Origin of the sequence: Corynebacterium pseudotuberculosis (assembly GCF_002155265.1) — a bacterium.
GTDB lineage: Bacteria > Actinomycetota > Actinomycetes > Mycobacteriales > Mycobacteriaceae > Corynebacterium > Corynebacterium pseudotuberculosis.
This window is the reverse complement of the sequence record NZ_CP021251.1, coordinates 1,348,601-1,367,473: the sequence shown is the minus strand read 5'-3', so window position 1 is coordinate 1,367,473 and position 18,873 is coordinate 1,348,601. Positions and strand designations below refer to the sequence as shown.

Annotated in this window: 19 protein-coding genes; 5 read left to right on the top strand and 14 right to left on the bottom strand. The window is 50.8% G+C overall.

Annotated elements, in window-relative coordinates:
• Window positions 1-23: 23 nt before the first annotated feature.
• The 12 genes from trpC to hisD all read right to left on the bottom strand — a co-directional run bounded on the left by trpC (window position 24) and on the right by hisD (window position 10,305).
• Window positions 24-833 carry an indole-3-glycerol phosphate synthase TrpC gene (gene trpC, locus CpATCC19410_RS06410; RefSeq protein ID WP_013242209.1) on the bottom strand — a complete coding sequence of 270 codons (810 nt, stop codon included), beginning with the start codon at window positions 831-833 and terminating at the stop codon, window positions 24-26.
• Between the two features lie 123 nt (window positions 834-956).
• Window positions 957-1,598 (bottom strand): TIGR02234 family membrane protein, encoded by a 642-nt coding sequence (locus tag CpATCC19410_RS06405; protein ID WP_013242210.1) that lies wholly within the window; start codon window positions 1,596-1,598, stop codon window positions 957-959.
• A 61-nt stretch (window positions 1,599-1,659) separates the two neighbouring features.
• Window positions 1,660-2,016, bottom strand: a complete 357-nt coding sequence (gene hisI / locus CpATCC19410_RS06400; RefSeq protein WP_013242211.1) for a phosphoribosyl-AMP cyclohydrolase — start codon at window positions 2,014-2,016, stop codon at window positions 1,660-1,662.
• Window positions 2,017-2,094: 78 nt separating this feature from the next.
• A complete protein-coding gene (gene hisF / locus CpATCC19410_RS06395; protein ID WP_014401262.1) occupies window positions 2,095-2,889 on the bottom strand; it encodes an imidazole glycerol phosphate synthase subunit HisF in 795 nt (264 codons plus the stop codon).
• 141 nt (window positions 2,890-3,030) lie between these two features.
• A complete protein-coding gene (locus CpATCC19410_RS06390) occupies window positions 3,031-3,813 on the bottom strand; it encodes an inositol monophosphatase family protein (RefSeq protein ID WP_013242213.1) in 783 nt (260 codons plus the stop codon).
• The gene (gene priA, locus CpATCC19410_RS06385; protein ID WP_014300791.1) at window positions 3,810-4,538 is read right to left on the bottom strand and encodes a bifunctional 1-(5-phosphoribosyl)-5-((5-phosphoribosylamino)methylideneamino)imidazole-4-carboxamide isomerase/phosphoribosylanthranilate isomerase PriA; all 729 of its coding nucleotides are present in this window, start codon (window positions 4,536-4,538) and stop codon (window positions 3,810-3,812) included. The genes CpATCC19410_RS06390 and priA overlap by 4 nt, the downstream gene beginning before the upstream one ends.
• 72 nt (window positions 4,539-4,610) lie before the next feature.
• Window positions 4,611-5,243 carry an imidazole glycerol phosphate synthase subunit HisH gene (hisH, locus tag CpATCC19410_RS06380; RefSeq protein ID WP_014300792.1) on the bottom strand — a complete coding sequence of 211 codons (633 nt, stop codon included), beginning with the start codon at window positions 5,241-5,243 and terminating at the stop codon, window positions 4,611-4,613.
• 33 nt (window positions 5,244-5,276) lie between these two features.
• The gene (locus CpATCC19410_RS06375) at window positions 5,277-6,608 is read right to left on the bottom strand and encodes an MFS transporter (RefSeq protein ID WP_496350285.1); all 1,332 of its coding nucleotides are present in this window, start codon (window positions 6,606-6,608) and stop codon (window positions 5,277-5,279) included.
• Between the two features lie 252 nt (window positions 6,609-6,860).
• The gene (locus tag CpATCC19410_RS06370) at window positions 6,861-7,064 is read right to left on the bottom strand and encodes a CG2302 family histidine operon protein (protein ID WP_013242217.1); all 204 of its coding nucleotides are present in this window, start codon (window positions 7,062-7,064) and stop codon (window positions 6,861-6,863) included.
• A 2-nt stretch (window positions 7,065-7,066) separates the two neighbouring features.
• Window positions 7,067-7,675: an imidazoleglycerol-phosphate dehydratase HisB gene (hisB, locus tag CpATCC19410_RS06365; RefSeq protein WP_013242218.1), complete on the bottom strand. Its 609-nt coding sequence runs from the start codon at window positions 7,673-7,675 to the stop codon at window positions 7,067-7,069.
• Between the two features lie 115 nt (window positions 7,676-7,790).
• Window positions 7,791-8,906, bottom strand: coding sequence for a histidinol-phosphate transaminase (locus CpATCC19410_RS06360; RefSeq protein WP_013242219.1), 1,116 nt, complete (start codon window positions 8,904-8,906; stop codon window positions 7,791-7,793).
• Window positions 8,907-8,979: 73 nt separating this feature from the next.
• A complete protein-coding gene (gene hisD / locus CpATCC19410_RS06355) occupies window positions 8,980-10,305 on the bottom strand; it encodes a histidinol dehydrogenase (protein ID WP_013242220.1) in 1,326 nt (441 codons plus the stop codon).
• 196 nt (window positions 10,306-10,501) lie between these two features.
• Between hisD and CpATCC19410_RS06350 the strand changes: the two genes are divergently transcribed.
• Window positions 10,502-11,707, top strand: coding sequence for a YbjN domain-containing protein (locus tag CpATCC19410_RS06350; protein ID WP_013242221.1), 1,206 nt, complete (start codon window positions 10,502-10,504; stop codon window positions 11,705-11,707).
• Between the two features lie 12 nt (window positions 11,708-11,719).
• Here the strand turns inward: CpATCC19410_RS06350 and CpATCC19410_RS06345 are convergent, their stop codons facing one another.
• Window positions 11,720-12,397 carry a hypothetical protein gene (locus tag CpATCC19410_RS06345; RefSeq protein WP_013242222.1) on the bottom strand — a complete coding sequence of 226 codons (678 nt, stop codon included), beginning with the start codon at window positions 12,395-12,397 and terminating at the stop codon, window positions 11,720-11,722.
• Between the two features lie 111 nt (window positions 12,398-12,508).
• Complete coding sequence (locus tag CpATCC19410_RS06340) at window positions 12,509-13,168, bottom strand: Rv0361 family membrane protein (RefSeq protein WP_013242223.1); 660 nt, start codon at window positions 13,166-13,168, stop codon at window positions 12,509-12,511.
• A gap of 380 nt (window positions 13,169-13,548) precedes the next feature.
• On the opposite strand from CpATCC19410_RS06340, the gene CpATCC19410_RS06335 reads away from it, so the two are divergent.
• From CpATCC19410_RS06335 to CpATCC19410_RS06320, 4 genes are all read left to right on the top strand, one after another.
• Complete coding sequence (locus CpATCC19410_RS06335; RefSeq protein ID WP_014300794.1) at window positions 13,549-14,166, top strand: TetR/AcrR family transcriptional regulator; 618 nt, start codon at window positions 13,549-13,551, stop codon at window positions 14,164-14,166.
• 10 nt (window positions 14,167-14,176) lie between these two features.
• Window positions 14,177-16,414 carry a glycogen debranching protein GlgX gene (glgX, locus tag CpATCC19410_RS06330; protein ID WP_013242225.1) on the top strand — a complete coding sequence of 746 codons (2,238 nt, stop codon included), beginning with the start codon at window positions 14,177-14,179 and terminating at the stop codon, window positions 16,412-16,414.
• Between the two features lie 265 nt (window positions 16,415-16,679).
• Window positions 16,680-18,041: a 3'-5' exonuclease gene (locus CpATCC19410_RS06325; protein WP_013242226.1), complete on the top strand. Its 1,362-nt coding sequence runs from the start codon at window positions 16,680-16,682 to the stop codon at window positions 18,039-18,041.
• A gap of 163 nt (window positions 18,042-18,204) precedes the next feature.
• Window positions 18,205-18,828, top strand: a complete 624-nt coding sequence (locus tag CpATCC19410_RS06320; RefSeq protein WP_014300795.1) for a hypothetical protein — start codon at window positions 18,205-18,207, stop codon at window positions 18,826-18,828.
• The last annotated feature ends 45 nt before the right edge of the window (window positions 18,829-18,873 follow it).

Sequence of the window (18,873 nt, the reverse complement as noted above, 5' to 3'; positions counted from 1 at the left end):
AAATGTAGCCGTTTGCGTCATTCTTATCCTCGCGATGGACACGATGGATGTTGGCCTGCTGCCACCAACGAACGCGTCGCTTCGCACGGATCCGCAGCAGTAACAATTTTTTCTCCCACAACCACCGCGTCCGCACCAGAGGCAGCGTAATCCAGGAGTTCACGAGCATTGCGCACACCGGACAATGCAACTCTAATAACATCTGTGGGAAGTCCAGGAGCAATTTCTGCGAAGGCCAGGCGGTTGAGCGTCATCGTTGAGAAATCCCGGGCGTTTACCCCTATGATCTTCGCACCCGCTGCCACCGCACGCGATGCTTCCTCAGTATCCCGGACTTCTACCAGCGCTGCCATTCCCAGGGACTCGATTCTATCTATAAGCGCAATCATCCTGGCTTGGTCTAAAGCAGCTACGCGCAAGGGCACCATGTCCGCTCCATAACAGCGCGCCTCATGAATTTGATAGGGATCCACGATGAAGTCTCGGCACATTATTGGCACCGATATCACATTACGAATCTCAGCCATCTCAGATAATGAACCGTGGAACCTTCGCCGTTCCGTCTGACACGCAATCAAACTAGCGCCCCCGGCGACAAGTTCTTTTGCTAAGCCAACAGGAGAATTGATCTCTGCTAAAACGCCTTTATCTGGGGCAGCACGTTTAATCTCAGCGATCACGCCACAACCACTATTAAGAAGCGCCGCTATTGCATCCCGAGGCGGCTCGCAAGCACGCGAACGGGCTTTGATCTCTTTAAACGACACCACTGATTCTCGCGCAGCTACATCTTCAATGACGCCCGCAATAATCTCTTCGAAGACTGATGGCATAACCCGTCCCATTATCTTTAGAATGATCGTTTTTTAGGCTACTGGAACAACCTCCACTTGTGAAAATTGCCTGTTTCTTGGAGCTATTAACCATTGAGCATATTTCCCTAGAACCAAATAATCCTATCCACGACCTCTATCCACGGTGGGATCTATATCAGCGTCAATAGCATCCCATAAGACTCTGCCCGAATCAGGAGCGTCCTTTAGATCTTTATGTATCTTCTGTGAGCGCTCTTGTTTTCGCTCGTACCGATTTTTTCTCGCAGAGTCCTTTCCCGGATTCATAGCAAGCACCAATCCCCCAAACAATGCGATTGCGCACCCAATGATTGCTAAAGCAGCAGCAGGAGCATGCGTTGTAACCTGCATAATCTCTGACCATCCGGTAAGCGCAGCCCCATCTTTTTGATGTCCCGATGCCGATTCTGAGGTCAATAGTTTCAACACTCGTTCCCGATCTGGATCCGTTGTCATAAGCTGAATCGGGGACCACGCTCCTCCAGCCGCTGCAAGCCCTGAGATTATCCCTACTAAGCGGCGCCCAGAGCGTCGCAAAGCAAAGCTTGCTACACATGCAGCCAAGAGGACAAGAGCTACGGCGGTTGCCTCGGTACTCCACATAGCACCATTAATATTGAGGGATTTGCTGCCGGATTTATCGTCGTATGCTTCTACGCCCAACCATGCCATGCGTGACGCACCCCAGACCGCTAGTGCTCCAATCCCAATAAGGGCACTCGATTGCATGGGCTTAATCGCCATGGTGGTTCAACCTCTCTTTGAAAGTGGGATGTCGTCTTAGCAAGTTATAGCGCGCATAAACCTATAGCAGCTTGTCTGCATCAAAACAGGTTCGGTCTCCTGTATGACACGCACCACCATGTTGTTCTACCGTCATGAGAATAGTGTCTCCATCACAATCAAGCCTAAGCTCTTTTACTTTCTGGGTGTTACCTGAGGTAAGTCCCTTGATCCAATACTCTTGACGGGACCTGGAAAAATATGTTCCTCGACGTGTGGCAAGCGTATATGCCAGCGCATGTGAATCCATCCACGCCATCATTAAAACCTCGCCAGTTGTCGCCTGGACAACTGCCGGTATGAGCCCGGCATCATTAAATTTCACGCGTTGAAGTATGGACGCTTCAAGCTCAAAAGTACTTGGATCTGCGGTATTCATCTTAGGTAGCCCTCATTGTCAGTCTTTTGCGTTTTAATGTTGAAAAATTTTTCAACCACAAAATAAGGAATAATGTCGCTATTTGTTCGGGATAGAGCATTCGCGAACTTGAAAACCATCCCTAGCAATCGCTGCTTTTACTTCAGGGATTGTCACTTCACCGAAATGAAAAATAGAGGCCGCCAATACTGCGTCTGCCCCTGCAGCGACAGCCGGTGGAAAATGTTCGGCTGCCCCAGCGCCACCAGAAGCGATCACGGGAATACTCACCGTGGAGCGAACAAGAGTCAAAAGCTCAATATCAAAGCCTTGTTTTGTGCCATCGCCATCCATCGAATTTAAAAGTATTTCTCCCGCGCCCAACTCTTGTCCTTGACGAGCCCACTGCACAGCATCAATACCAGCGGATTTACTGCCACCATGGGTTGTCACCTCAAAACCAGAGGGCTGTGGGGTTCCGCCTTTAGGAATACGGCGTGCATCTACGCTAAGCACAATGCATTGTGCACCGAATCGCTGGGAGAGCTCACGAATCAGTTCGAGACGTGCAATGGCAGATGTGTTGATGCTTACTTTGTCCGCCCCTGCCCTTAAGAGTTGATCCACGTCCTCCGCGCTTCGGACACCTCCGCCCACTGTAAGCGGGATAAAAACTTGATCCGCAGTTTTTCTGACCACGTCAAGCATGGTTCCTCGTCCATCTTTGGACGCCGAAACATCCAGGAAGGTGAGCTCATCAGCGCCTTCTGCATCATACCGCGCAGCAAGCTCGACTGGGTCTCCTGCGTCTTTCAATCCGGCAAAATTCACGCCCTTGACCACACGCCCATTGTCAACGTCTAAACAAGGGATAACTCGCACTGCTACCGGCATTAGTGACTCCTTTTGCGGATGTAGACCACGTGTGTATTTCATGGAGACTATCGCACTTCTCTCCCACTTTTTCTATAACCGACTGCTCGCATCCCCCATCTGGCGTGCGATCTAGGCTAAGCAGACTACTGAGCCAACTTTTTAACGAAACTGATCAATGGCTCGTAGCAACAAAGCATGGGAGCGAGCAGAGCCTGCGACTACCCCTTGTGAGGCTGGAGTCCACTCCCCACCATCAAGATCCGTTACTTTCCCTCCGGCTGCACGAACCAGCATTACGCCAGCCGCGTTATCCCATATGTTGGGGCTAAGGGACAAGGAAGCATCGAAAATCCCTGCAGCGGAATAAGCTAGGTCGATACCTACAGAGCCGGTAATACGCGGGCGTAAATATGTTTCGGCCAGCACTCCTAGCAATCCCTGGCGCACCTCCGTGGGGAAACTCGATTGCACAGGCGAAGATATAGAAGAAAAACCCAGATGCGCAGCTACGCGTGGTGCATCTTCTAGAGGGCGTTGCGGCCGACCATTCATGTACAAAGGTGAGCCTTCAAACGCGCCAAAGCGTTGTCCGGTTGCGGGAACGCTAGTCAGTCCAAGGACAGGCTGGAAGTCCACGACGAGGCTAATAAGAATCGAACACATCGGATTTCCTGCAGCATAATTAGCGGTGCCATCAATGGGATCGACAACCCACATGGGTGTCCCCTGGTTGCCACCACATTCTTCTCCATAAACCTGGATTCCGGTCATTTGGGTTAGTGTCCGGCGTAGATGCTGTTCAATTCGAATGTCATATTCAGTGGCAAAGTCCCCTCGCTCTTTTATTAAAGCAGGGTCCGCACCTAGGCCATGGATAAACATTCTTTCTGCATCATCAAGAATTGCCTCGGCAATGTGATACAGCTCGCGCACATCGCTCATACAGCAGCCAGTGCCTCGCTCAGAGTAAAACGCCCCTCATAGAGAGCTTTTCCAATAATCGCTGAGTCAATTCCTTCGTCCTCGTACTGTGCAAGATCCAGAAGATCTGCGATAGTAGAGATTCCGCCAGAAGCAACGATTTTCCCCTCTGTAGCTGCGGAAACATCACGCAACAATTCAATATTAGGGCCAGCTAGAGTTCCGTCTTTGAAAACGTCTGTTACTACAAACCGCGAGCAACCTTGTGCATCAAGGCGCTCAAGCACTTCCCACAAATCTCCGCCGTCCGATACCCAGCCGTTGCCGCGCGTCCGCCATTCTCCATCGATGTTACGCACTGCGATATCGACGGCGATTCTGTCACCGTATTCCCCGAGGACTTTTCCGATCCATTCTGGATTTTCCAGGGCAGCTGTTCCAATGTTCACCCGAGCAGCGCCAGTATTTAGTGCTCTTTTTAATGAGTCATCATCACGGATTCCACCAGTCAGCTCCACCTTGATATCTAGTGTTCCCACCACTTCAGCCATCAAGTCATGATTTGTTCCCCGGTTGAATGCCGCATCAAGGTCCACAAAATGAAGCCATTGTGCACCTTGCTCTTGCCATTTGAGGGCTGATTGAACAGGCGAGCCATATGACTTTTCTGTTCCTGCCTCACCTTGATCCAAGCGGACAGCTTGCCCGTTTACAACGTCGACTGCAGGAAGAAGTGTGAAAGTCATAAACGCCAAGTTTAGCCATGAAAATACGATTCCCACCAACGTCAATTCAAAACATGATTGCCCCCGAAGAAATCAGAGAGTTCTCAACCAGTTCTCTAACAAATGAGCACCGGCATCGCCAGACTTCTCCGGGTGAAACTGCGTGGCCCATAGCGGGCCATTTTCTACGGCTGCTACAAAGCGGTCTGCGTCATGACTCGCCCACGTAACTAGTGGCGCCTGTGTTAAGCCATCCCCCTCAAACTCCCAGTTTCTCACTCCATAGGAATGCACAAAATAAAAACGCGTTGAGTTGTCCAACCCGGAAAAAAGTTCGCTTTCTTTTTCCATATCTACGGTATTCCATCCCATATGCGGCAGTACTTTCGCCTGAAGTTTTTCCACAGTCCCTGGCCACTCCCCGCAGCCTTGCGCCTGTATGCCATGCTCAATACCTTGCTCAAACATGATCTGCATTCCCACGCAGATTCCCATGACTGGACGCCCACCGGCTAGCCGTTGTCCGATCATCCGGTCTCCCTGGATTTCTCGCAGACCTTTCATACAAGCGGCAAAGGCCCCTACTCCTGGTACTAAAAGCCCATCAGCATTAAGGACTATCTCTGGATCACTAGTTACGGTTACTTCCGCACCTACGCGTTCAAGCGCCCGTTGAGCTGAGCGAAGATTCCCTGAACCATAGTCAAGCAGCGCCACTTTCTTCATGGTTCACCATACTAATGTGACCTAAGCAGCCATCTATGCAAGTGCTCGACGCTTACCCCTCTTTCGGAGGATTCGATCCCCTATCTCAGTGGCCAACCCGATGCTCACCAAAACAGAACCACCAGCAAAGGCCGCACTGTAACCATGTGTTGTGGCCACGATCCCCAAGATGATTGCCCCGATACCAGTGCCAGTATCAAACGAGGCATTCCAGACGGTTGAAGCTTGAGCTAATTTTCCGCGAGGAACCCGGAGAAACATTTCCAAAAGCGCCTCATTTTGCACCAGCCCAAAACCCGCGCCAAACAATAAGGCGGTAAAAATCAGCCATAACGCAGACCAGCCCTGTATAAGTACTATTACGATGCCGATTAATCCCATAGAAGATAAAAACAGACCAGGAATCATCGTGGTACCAGGACGCTGTAGCTTATCGGCAAGCGCCCCTGATATATAACGAAAAATCATCTGTGCACCACCGACAACAGATAGCATGACTCCTGCGATGGTTGCGCCAAGAACTGGATCCGTTTCTCTCACCGATGCTGGAAGAAAGCTAGATACTGCTCCGTAGCCCATAGAAACACTAGCCAATGCCACCGCAGGCACCACAGTGACTATTAAGCCTTTGGTTCGCGGTCTGCGATGAATGCGCTGACGAATCTGCCGGCGGGCCCGCGCAGGCACTGTATGCTTGGCCACTTTGATCGCTTGTTCCCGAGCCACGCTTATCACTTTGTTGCGACGGTTTTTGACCAGCTCTCGGGCATCATCCTCTTCAGTCCACACTTCGGTTTCAGCAGGTTGTCCAGGGTCTACATTGGGGATAGCAAAGGCCATCACGCCCGCAATAAGGGCAGCGAATCCGCCTACAATGAATACTGTGTTGAAGCCGATGCCGGCGTCGACAAGCAATAGCCCCAACGGAAGACATACCATCTGGGCACCGCCAACAAACAACCCGAGAATTCCAGAAGCTTTACCAAGTTTTCCCGGCGGCACTAGTTGGCCCACCAATGCATATTCTGCAACGCATAAAGCCCCAAACCCCACGCCGCGTATGCCAGCAACCACAAGTACTGAGACAGGATCCATTGCTACGACGTACCAAAGGGCGGGGATACCCAAAAGCAACGCAGCAACCACCATCACTTTGCGATACCCGAAACGCATTAATGCTGCGTTTGTACACAGTTGAGTTAACACGGTAACCGCCATAAATACAGCTGTGGTGGCACCTGCTAACGCATCCGATCCCCCACCTGCGATAACCGCCAATGGGATCACCGGAAGCATGAGCGAAAAGGCAGCAAAAGCTGCGGCCACAGCGATAATTGTGGGTAGGAAACCTGTGATTTTAAGGATCGGCTGGTCAACTTCACGATCTAGTGTCGGTAGTTGTTGTACCGTTACGGCATTTCCCCCATCACTTATTTGCGCTTTTTTATCTCCTACTATTCTTGATCCCTCCTATTAAACTGATCGATACGTAGTTGTTTCTCGTATGGAAACACTTCGTATTTCTTAGTTTTAATGCAAACGAGTAGACAGTGAAGAACCCGACCGCTACCTAGAGCTCTGTCCCTCTTCTATGTACGCTCTTTGTGCTTAGTTGAGTCAATACAAGCTCACAGCCCACGCGATTCCGCCGGCTATCGCGGCCAACGCACAAGCCCCCAAGGCCACAGCTAAAAGAGTGTTTTTCGCTTTAAAAGCAGACCACACACCACCGACCAATAATCCAGCAACCAAAAACAGTACGTAGGACACCAGATAGTCTCCTGTAGTGGCCGCAGCAAGATACGTTTCTGGATGCTTCACTGCTACAACGCCCCTTTAGTAGATGGAATACCCTGTAACCGGGGATCTGGCTCAGTAGCATGGCGGATTGCCCTGGCCACGGCCTTAAACTCAGCCTCCGTTATATGATGAGGATCACGGCCATATCGGCAATTCACGTGCAGAGTAATGGCGGCATTAAGTGCTAGAGACTCAAAAAAGTGCCGGTTGATAACAGTGGGATAGTGACCGCCAACAACAAAGTGCGCCATATAATCAGGCTCGCCATTCATGACAAAATAAGGGCGCCCCGAGAAATCTACTACTGCCTCGCACAGAGTCTCGTCCATAGGAAGTTGGAAAGATCCAAAACGACGAATCCCTCGTTTATCGCCCACAGCTGCACGTAGGGCTTGCCCCAATACGATCGCAGTGTCTTCGACTGTGTGATGAGCATCTATGTGAGTGTCTCCTGTAGCGGAAACAGTTAAGTCAAAGGCACCATGTACACCGAATGCTGTAAGCATATGGTCCAAAAAAGGCACCCCGGTATTCACATCAACGTGCCCGCTACCGTCAAGGTCAATGGTGACTGTGATGTTTGATTCACTAGTGGTACGAGTCACCGTTCCAATTCTGGAGGCTGCAGCCATCTCAATATCCTTTATCCGTTATCAATGCAAGGAAAATCATCCCTATGTGCACTAAATCTTTTAGTCTTATACCTATTGTATTGGGAATATACTGAGCCAAACGTTTTCCTGTTGGCTACTCCTTGGGAATAATTCCGTTGGTATGAGCGACTTGGCGCGCCGCTTGGATGAAAGAATCGTTTTCCGAGGGAAGCCCGATGGTAACGCGAAGATAGCCAGGTACGCCCACATCTCGAATGAGAACATTATGGTCTAAGAATTCCTGCCACGCGGCGTGCTGGTCTTTAAAAGAGCCAAAGAACAGAAAATTAGCTTGACTCGGTACCACGTTAAAGCCACAAGCGGTCAAAGCATCTTGTACGCGCTCCCGTTCTCGCACCAATATGTCCACCGTTGCAAGAGTGTCTTTACTGTGTCTTAATGCCACTAATGCCGCGGCCTGGGAAAGAGACGACAAGTGATAAGGCAAGCACACCAACATAACAGCTTCTATGAACGCAGGTGAAGCGACAAAATAACCGAGTCTTCCACCCGCAAAATCAAAAGCCTTACTCATCGTTCGAGAAACCACGATGGTATCCGGGTATTCCGCAATCAAAGTGGTAGCGCTAGGAGCATCCGAGAATTCTGCATATGCCTCGTCCACGATGACAATCCCGGGCGCTGCATCTGCGATGCTGCGAATATCCTCAAGTGAGGTGACGTCACCCGTAGGGTTATTGGGCGTAGTTATAAAAATGATTTCAGGCGAGTGCTCCTCGATAGCCCGAAGCGCGGCATCCATATCAATGCGAAAATCCGCTCCACGAGGGCATGAAACAAAAGCAGTATGCGTCCCCTCTGCCAGGAGGGGGTGCATAGAATAGCTCGGTTGGAAACCTAATGCTGTGCGCCCTGGTCCTCCGAAAGCCTGCAGAAGCTGCTGCAATACTTCATTTGAACCATTCGCTGCCCACACATTTCTGTAAGAGAGCTCGGTTCCTGTGCGGTCAGTAACGTACTGAGCCAGCGCAGCCCTAAGATCCAGAGAATCACGCTCAGGATATCTATTAAGTGACCGCGTTTGTTCAGCAATTGCATGCGCCAGTTCTTCGATCAAGGCATCAGAAGGAGGGTAGGGGTTTTCGTTGGTGTTAAGCCGAACCTCTACCTCCAATTGCGGAGCTCCGTACGCTGATTTTCCACGTAATTCCGGGCGGAGCGGAAGATCATCCAAACTAATCTCTGACATATGCTTCAGGTATTTCTCTCATATATTAGGGGGAATAAGTGCTTTGCTGGGTCTCAACGCCTTAGGCGAGGACTCAAATTTGCTCTGCAATGAGGTTTTCAAATCTGGAACGAATAGCTTCTCCATGTGCAGGAAGCGCCTCTGCGTTGGCAAGCGCAACGATAGTATCCGAAATACCCTTTAAGGCGGTCTCATCATATTCAATGAGATTCACCGCGCGAAGGAACGTATGTGTGGAAAGCCCTGAGCTGTAACGTGCGCTCCCCGACGTCGGAAGAACGTGATTAGAACCTGCCGCATAATCTCCAAGCGGAACCGGTGAAAAGCCTCCGACAAAGATAGCGCCTGCGTTGCGTATCTTACGAGCGTCCTCTTGGGCATTCGCTGTATGAATCTCCAAGTGCTCTGCCGCATAGGCATCGGCGACAGTAAGTGCGGTCGCCATATCGTCGACAAGCACAATGCCCGATTGTTTTCCTTGGAGGGCCTGTACAACCCGGTCTGAATTACGCGTAATTTCAAATCGAGACTTCACTTCAGCATTCACGCGTTCTGCGAGGATCTCAGAATCCGTGATCAACACCGAGGCGGCTAAAACATCATGCTCCGCCTGGCTAATAAGATCGTATGCTATCCATACTGGGTTAGCGCTCTCATCAGCTACGATGGCAATTTCAGTTGGCCCAGCTTCTGAATCAATACCAACTACACCATTGACCAGGCGTTTGGCCGCAGTAACAAAAATGTTACCGGGGCCAGTAATCATATCCACAGGCTCCAACCCCTCGGAATCATCGCCATAGGCTAGCAGTCCTACCGCCTGTGCGCCCCCAACCGCCCATACTTCAGCAACCCCCAGCAATTTCGCAGCGGCGAGAATCGTCGGATGAGGCCAACCACCAAAGTCAGCTTGAGGTGGCGAGGCCACAACTAAAGACGTAACGCCAGCCTCCTGCGCGGGAACTACGTTCATAACAACGCTTGAGGGATACACCGCATTACCACCCGGGACGTATAGCCCTACGCGTTCAACAGGAAGAAATACTTCTGTAACAATGGCCCCCGTATCAAGCTTTGTCGCATGTTCCTGCGGCTTTTGATCAGCGTGCACTTTGCGCACTCGAGCAATCGCTTCTTCGAGCGCCTGCTTTACCTCAGGAGACAAAGACTCCAGAGCAGCATCAATCACGTCTTGAGGAACCCTCACGCTTGCTGGCCTAACGCGATCAAATTTTTCACCAAAATCAAGGGCTGCCTGGGCTCCGTGTTCTTGGATCTTATGCAGAACTGGCTCAACAATATGTGTTACGGAGTTAACGTCAGTGCCTCCGCGTGGGAGGGCACGACGGAGTTCACTAGTAGTAGGGGCATGTCCGCGTAGATCGATCAGGCTCAGCATTGTTGCTCACACTTCCGTGGGGAACGTCTTCTTCCGTATGCGTTTAAAAAGACAACGCTTCCACCGTAATTTCGCGTGGAAACATCACCCTCACACATTCTCACATTATATGCGGGAAACGGAATTATCTTCCGTCTACCGTCTTAGAGACATTCAAGCATGAGTAGGTAGCTTCGCATAGACTCTTCCCCCGAAAATGGAGCTAATGCTCCCCCTCCTAAGCCGGCCCTCTGAATCAATGACTCTAACGCAGAAGCCCTCGCAGCTTTTACTTATGACCAATGCGCGGACTACTCTTTTCCAAGTATCGGTACTCGTACATAATGTTGTGCCTCCTGCTGCTGAGATCTACGGCATCAGATTTTCACAATATAAACAGGAAGAAAGGAGCCCTCGCGTGAAGAATCACCGACCTTCAGAGGGCTCGCGCCCTTCCAAGGATCCAGACTTTAATAAAAAACGTATCCGCTCCGTCACAACGTCGCGTGTGTCTCAAATACTCAACGAGCTCGGTTACAATCTGCATACCATTCCAGCTATCAATGGCGATATTCTGGAAATTCCGTGGCCTGAACATAGTGTTTTTGTGAGCTTACGCGGCGGCTCCGACCCCCTCATCATCGTTGATGCCAAGACTTCCGGTGTGCTCCCCTTGCATTGTTTTAGCGAGGTAGCTGCTGCCGTTACGTTATGGAATGGCGAGAGAGTCAGTCCTATTGCGCGTATTAGTTACTCCCCCGATTCCCATCTACAACTGGCATTTCGGTCAGCCAATTCCGCAGCCATCGGGGCCACAGACCTACAACTCGCAGAATTTTTAGAGCTCGCCTGCGATGCAACGCTCTTAGCTGTCAACTGGTTCTTGGAAAAACTCCCTGAGTTAACGGCCTCAACCACTCCCCCTCAATCCCCCTTTGACGATATTGAGGTAAGTCCGGATACCGCCGCACTTTTTGACGTCCCCTCTGCTGTAACCATGGAAAGAATCACCTCCATCATGTCCGAGGTGTCTAATGCATGGAATGAGCGTGCACTCTTGCCCACAGGCGAGTGGCATGCCGATATCGAGTTTGGTTGTTCTCTAGAGTCTGGTCCTACGATTCTCTGTTGGGGAGTATGGGACTCTGGACTCAGCGCTGAACGCGAATTCAGCCGAGTATTCATGCTATGTAACAGGTGGAACGAAGAAAGCGTTGATTCTAAAGCTTTTGTTTCCACCACCGCCCACAATTCATTGAGCATTCGAGTGGAATCGACAGTAGACGTTGGTGGAGGCCTCAACGACGTACAACTCGCCGCCCACCTAGAGCAAGCTTTCTCCGCCATCTTCGTGTGCGTTCGAACACTTAAAAGCCCTGGTTTCGGGCTTTACGACGTCCCACCCGGACCAGAGTATCTTTAAGCAGCAAGCTGCTTAGTCTTGTGATACCGCCGATTTGTCAAAGTCCTCAACATCGGCCTCATCAATGTTGAGGTACATGCGGCACCAATACACAGCCATTCCAACAAAAACCGGTGCTAAGCGCGCAGCAATGCCAGGAGACAGTGGAGGAATAAAGGAGATACTTTCTCCTATGTGAAGTTCTTTTGCCCTTCCTACTCCTGAGACCAGCCCTGAGACAAGATCTCCCACAAACAAAAACACTCCCTCACCAATAAAAATCCACGTTCCAAACCATAACAACAGCGCCACACCGCGCCTATGCGGACTGAGTTTTAGGAGAGAAATAGCCAACACCACGGCCACCAAACTGGTGATCCCTACGAACTGTGCAAAGGAAATAAACTCAACGTTTTCCCCCGGCATTAGTTGTAGCCCGCCACCTTCTGCCAGGATCGCATCATATCGGGGCCGAATCACCGGCCACAATGCGCCTAAACCTGCATAAATGCAAACAATAGCAACCACTAGAGCTGAAAAGTTTCCAGTCTTCTCTGAAACCTTCCACTTAAGTTTTGCTCGTTTTTCAGGCAAAGAGCCCCGAGCGTCCTTACTTTCCAGATCATTTCCTGTCCTGGTTACAGCGTCACTTGCATCATGTGCGTGCTCATCTGATGCAGAGATAAAAGATCCAGAATCTTGCTTAGGCATAGCAAAAGGCTACCGCCCAAACGAGCGGTAGCCCAATATCCCATTCCAACAGCGCCAACTATATTGTTCGGAGCCACTTGTTAAGGCTAATTCTGTGGAATTACTCGATTACTAGCGGCAGAACTTCCACTCGCCGTTTTCTCGTTCAAAGCGCTGGGTAGCAGTGTTGGTATCGCCGCCTGCAGTAGCCGTCACGCTTGCAGAGGCAATATTGCCGTTCACCTGAACAGAATCAACGTTATCAATGGATGGCTTTGCCTTGCGGTACTCTTCAAAATCATCGAGAGGAACGTCTGGGAACTGCGAAAGGTCAAACGCAGCGGGGCCGCCCTGCTCGTTGATCACGCGCTGACAGGTGTGTGCTGGCACATAACCAATGTAATCGCGGATGGTCTTTGCCCCATTGATTCCGCGCACTAGGTTCTCAATGGCTTGGCGATCCGCGTCGGTCGCTGGAGCACCACCGTCAATCGGCGGAACATTGTTGTAGGTTAGCTCTGGCATTGCCTCATTGACTGCTACAGGAGGCACATTATTTCCCTGATGAACAGGTTCAGGAGATGCTGGCGCAGGCTCTTCTGTAGAAGGCGCTGCGGCCGCTTCAGATGTCTCAGAAGCTGTGGTAGCAACTGAGGTAGAAGTCATAGCTGAGGTGGTCTCTTTTTCCTGGGAGTCACCCTCGTCACCGCACGCCGTCAAAACGAGCGCGCTCGATGCCGCCACGGCGATCGCAATCTTTTTAGCGCGGTTGACGTGAATTCGGTTAAACACAGTTTTAGATCTCCTATAAAGCGATAAACGCCACCACTTGAAGACTCAGCGGCGCCCTGTGAAAGCAATCGCAGACGGGCTGCCTGCGACAGGTTCAGAACATAAAGAACTTAGTATGACCTTAGCAAGGCTAGCAACCAGTTTTATAAGTAAGGGCTTGCAACACATAGGTCACGCATAACCCGATACCGGCAAACGGCGTCCTTGCGTAAGTTCACTATCGACGAAGCTACCCAAAAAAGCATCGCTATTTTTGAAATTCTTAGCTTTGCCGAACAAGAACTTTCTTTTAAGCGTAATCGACCAAAATTATAAATGCGTTACCCATTGTCATATCGCGTCAGGTACCTATTAGCTCCCACGACCGCTACTCTAGGGGTGTGCAATTGAGTAAGGACCTCATCATCACCGCTAGCCTTGAGATACTTGATACCTACGGGCTTGCGGACATGACGATGCGTCGATTAGCTAAAAAACTCGGGGTAGCGCCCGGCGCGCTCTATTGGCATTTTAAGAACAAGCAAACGCTTATCGACGCCACCGCACGGCGATTACTCGCTCCCCTTTTCCTTTTAGATCCAAATTCACCGCCTGCCACCGTTGCACACAAGGTTCGTGCAATCATGCTTGAGCATCGCGACGGTGCGGAACTTCTCAGCGCTGCGCTTACAGACGATGTTCTGCGCAAGGAAGTAGAGCAACGTATTAGACAGGCATTCGGTGAACATGCGTACTCACAACTAGTCGCCACAACGTTGCTGCACTTTATTTTAGGGTCAACGGTTATTGAACAAGCCGCTTTACAAAGAGCCGTTTTACACTACGGCACTGAAGTAACCCCGGATATTTCCGCCTCTGAACAGGAAAAACCGCAAAGCTTATGTAGTCACACACCTGAGGCTCAATGCGATCTAGAACAACAACGACATGCTTATGCTGCACAATTCACTGAAGGATTGCGGCTCATTATGGCGGGTCTAAAACAATTTACCAGCTAAAGTCAGTGACATGACTGACTCTCTTCCTTCGACCCAGCGGGAGATCTGGCCGGGCCAGAATTATCCTCTCGGCTCGAAATACGATGGCGCAGGCACAAATTTTGCTATTTTTTCGGATGTTGCAGAAAAAGTAGAGCTTTGTCTTATCCACGCAGATGGCCACGAAGAACGCGTTCCCCTCGATGAAGTCGACGCTCACATCTGGCACTGCTATCTCCCTGGAATTAAGCCTGGTCAGCGTTATGGGTACCGCGTTCACGGCCCTTATGATCCAGCCGATGGCAAACGCTGCGATCCCAGCAAATTGCTTGTCGATCCTTATGCATGCGCTTTTGATGGTGAATTTGATGGTCACCCATCGTTGTTTAGCTATGACGTAACCAACCCTGATGACCCACTCGGACGTAACACCGAGGACAGCCTCGATCACACAATGAAATCCGTGGTGGTCAATCCGTTCTTTGACTGGGGCGCAGACCGGGCGCCTCGGACGCCTTATAACGAGACCGTGATTTATGAGACTCATGTCAAAGGCATGACTATGCGGCATCCTGATGTTCCGGAGGCGCTTCGTGGAACCTACGCAGGACTCGCGCACCCTGCGATTATCGGTTATCTCAAAGATCTCGGTATTACTGCTATCGAGCTCATGCCTGTCCACCAGTTTTTACAAGACGATAGGCTCCGCGACCTCGGCCTGCGCAATTATTGGGGCTACAACACCTTTGGATTCTTTGCTCCTCAGCAAGACTATGCTGCAGCGCAAGAACCAGGTGGCGCCGTTTCCGAGTTTAAAGGTATGGTGCGTGCCTTCCACGAGGCTGGGATCGAAGTCATTTTGGATGTGGTTTATAACCACACTGCTGAAGGCAACCACATGGGGCCAACTATTGCTTTCCGCGGTATTGATAACGAGGCCTATTATCGGCTCGTCGATGGCGACAAAGCCCACTATATGGACTATACGGGCACCGGAAACTCCCTGAACGTACGCGATCCGCACCCGCTGCAGATGATTATGGATTCGTTGCGTTATTGGGTAACAGAAATGCACGTCGATGGTTTCAGGTTCGATCTCGCCTCAACACTCGCGCGTGAGCTTCACGACGTCGACCGCCTTGCTACCTTCTTCGATCTTGTGCAACAAGACCCCGTAGTATCTCAGGTCAAGCTTATCGCTGAGCCATGGGATGTAGGCGAAGGCGGCTACCAAGTGGGCAATTTCCCACCATTATGGACCGAATGGAATGGAAAATACCGCGACACTGTCCGTGATTTCTGGAGAGGCGAGCCCTCGACGCTTGGCGAGTTTGCGTCACGTTTGACCGGTTCTTCCGACCTTTATGCCAACAACGGTCGGCGTCCTACTGCATCTATCAACTTTGTCACAGCTCATGATGGGTTCACGCTCAATGACCTCGTGAGCTACAACGAGAAGCATAACGACGCCAACGGCGAAGATGGACGCGACGGAGAAAGCCATAACCGCTCGTGGAACTGCGGCGTTGAAGGGGACACGGATGACTCTGAGGTCCTGAGCCTGCGCGCTCGCCAACGCCGAAACTTTCTCACTACCCTGCTGCTAAGCCAGGGTACTCCCATGATCGCGCATGGCGATGAGATGGGGCGCACACAAAAGGGCAATAATAATGTTTACTGCCAAGACAACGAATTGGCTTGGATGAACTGGGATTTTGCCGATAAGAATAAAGAACTCCTGGAATTCACGCGACGATTAATCCGCATCAGAAACAACCATCCGGTGTTCCGTCGTCGTAGGTTCCTCGCAGGAGGCCCTCTCGGTGCGGACGTTCATGATCGCGATATCGCATGGCTGGTTCCCACCGGACAACTCATGGGCCAAGAAAACTGGGACTTTGCTTTTGGAAAATCCCTGATGGTCTATCTCAATGGCATGGCAATTAAAGAGCCAGACGACCGCGGACAAAAGATTGAAGACGACTCGTTCCTACTCATGTTCAATGCGCATCATGAGGACATAGAATTTACTATTCCCACGGAACAGTTCGGGCATAGTTGGAAACTCATTGTCGACACCACAGAGGACACTGGTTACCCGCACTCGGAGAAAATCGCTTGTGTTGGCGATACCGTAGTCGTTCCGGCTAGGTCCACCATGCTTTTCCGACAACTCGAAGCTTTACCACCGCACGAGGATGCTCAAGCCAACTCATATGGAGAAAGCAAGGTGCCTAGTCCGCATGCCGATGACTACTCCAGGCCGTAATTAGCAATTAACAATTTTTAAAAAAATATCACTCCCAGGGCTGTGTCCTCTGCTTATCGTCACACGAGCAGACGAGGCACAGTCCTTGGCGTTTATGCATTGCCTACCGCGTCCTTACAGCACGTTGGCCCAAAGTTTCCCTCACCCGCTAAGCTTCCAGAGAAAGCCCCTCACGTGCTTAGCAGGCGATGTTACTGGCAGCGGATGCAGGGGTGTAGTGCAACTGAGGTTGTGAAGCACTCGTATTAAAAGGAGTTTTATCACCATGGCAGATGCGATTCATGCGCACGGTGCTACTGTCCTCATCGATATAGACCAGATCACGATCACACCATCGTTGCTGCACACCGCATTAGCCACAGAGCCTACTGTTATTCCCTTCAACAGCGTTGATTCTGTATCAATGAAGAGGCCGTCCGACGGATACGATTGCGGGATAGTAAATATCAGCTGTGCATCCGTTACAACACAGCTTGAGTTCAGTCCCAACCAGTCAGACGAACAACAAGCCTTCATAGCTGCCGCTACCGCCGCGCTTAATGGTCAAGCTCCAGCGCACCGAGCAGTCCCCGGTTTGGATTTTGCTGCTGTCGATGTAGAAACAGCCAATGATGATTGGGGATCCATCTGCCAGATTGGAGTGGTTAAGGTAAAGGATGGAGTAATCACGGATAAGTGTGAGTGGCTCTGTCAACCGCCTGCCGCAATCAATCATTTTGCGCCGGCTAACATTGCCATTCACGGTATCCGCCCCAACGATGTAAAAACAGCCCAGCCTTTTTCTGAGTGTTTTGCTGAGATGCTTAGTTTCGTCGGGAAGCTCCCGCTAGCAGCGCATAATGCGCAGTTTGACATGACAGCATTTTTCCGTGCTGCGCAGGCTGAAAACCTGGTTTTGCCTACTGTCGCTTTTGGATGCTCACTTGCACTGTCGCGTGCAGCAAACCTAGGAACCCCCAACCACAAGCTTCCTACCGTAGCTAAGCACCTCAATGTGGATTTGACCAACCATCATAATGCCACTGCAGACGCAGCTGCTTGTGCAGAAATTATCATAAAACTCGCGCAAAAAGCTGCTGTTAAAGGCAGCTTTGCCGACGTCTGTGCGTTACTTGGTTTTACTCAAGGCCAGCTTTCTGCCCAACGCGTATATCCGGTGCTGAAGAAAAAGTCTTCGACTTCTCTCGTAGAATCCTCCGCACGCATCGCGACACAACCTCCACTGGATCAAACGCAGACTGAGGTAAAAACCGCCGTACCTCGGAAGCAAAAAGCCAAGACCGCACCATGGGCAAAGGCTGCGGCACCGGAGACTGTACCGGAGGCTAATCTGGACGCCGATCCACACGGTAGGCTCTTCCAACAAAATGTCACGCTTACTGGCGATTTTGAGCCTTTTGATAAGGGAAAGCTTTGGGACTCCATCGCTGAACAGGGCGGGACGATCGGCAAAAATGTAACCAAAAAGACGACAATCCTTGTCTGCGGTCCTTGGGCCTCTAAGACCTCCAAACAAAAGCGCGCTGAAGAGCTAATAGACAAAGGCCAAAATATTCAGATCTGGACAGCTGAGGACCTTTTTGCTCAGCTCGGACTCGACCCTGCAGACGAACAACCCCCGTTCTAAGTCCATGTAGGCGCCCTCGGTCTAGGGGAATTACGTATAACAGGGAACCACCCCCGCCGTCTATTACGTCGAACCACACAAAGCTTTAAAACCGTGCTACTACGCCGTCGGGTTATGTCCACGGCATAAATTTTGTGTGTCAGGGGGCCATATGACAACGAGTATGCTTTCGGAGCTGCAGACGCCTTCTCTTCTGCTTCACCCGTTAGAAGCATCTTTTGGCGCTGTTTCATTGCATCTCACTCGTAGCCGTGACAACTCAGAGACGTTATCGTATGAGATGTTTAGCCCGTACTTCGATCGAGCCCCTGCAATGATCGCGTTGTCCTCTGGATTATCTGCGAGCTTAAGGCACAACGGCCAGCTACTCCGTCAGGGGTCTTTGTGTTCACTGGATAAAACAATCCGACAACTATGGAACGAGGCCGCTACAAATCTCATCGAGACAGCACGCACTCCCTACGGCATAGCTATTCATACACGAGAGCTCTCTCGACTCGTACAGCAGCCGACCATAGGACTCCATATAGCCGCAGGAACAGGGCCGGTGACTAGCTGGTTGGCACATCCGCGCACCTTCGGCCTTCTCAATCACCACATCAATATGAAATTCAGAGAAGAACCAGTATTCTTCTGTCCCTCTCCTAGAATCCTGATTGCAGTTCCCCGTAGTAAGAAGTGCCCAAAACTTGCAACATGGCTTACCAGTTTTGAACGTCCTCTAGAGCAAGGCGGGGTCATATGTTCTTCAGGTTTCCCTGTGCATGTCAACCATTTTGCAGAGTAACCACAACTTTTGAAGCAGACTGTGGTGTTATAAGACTAAGGGATG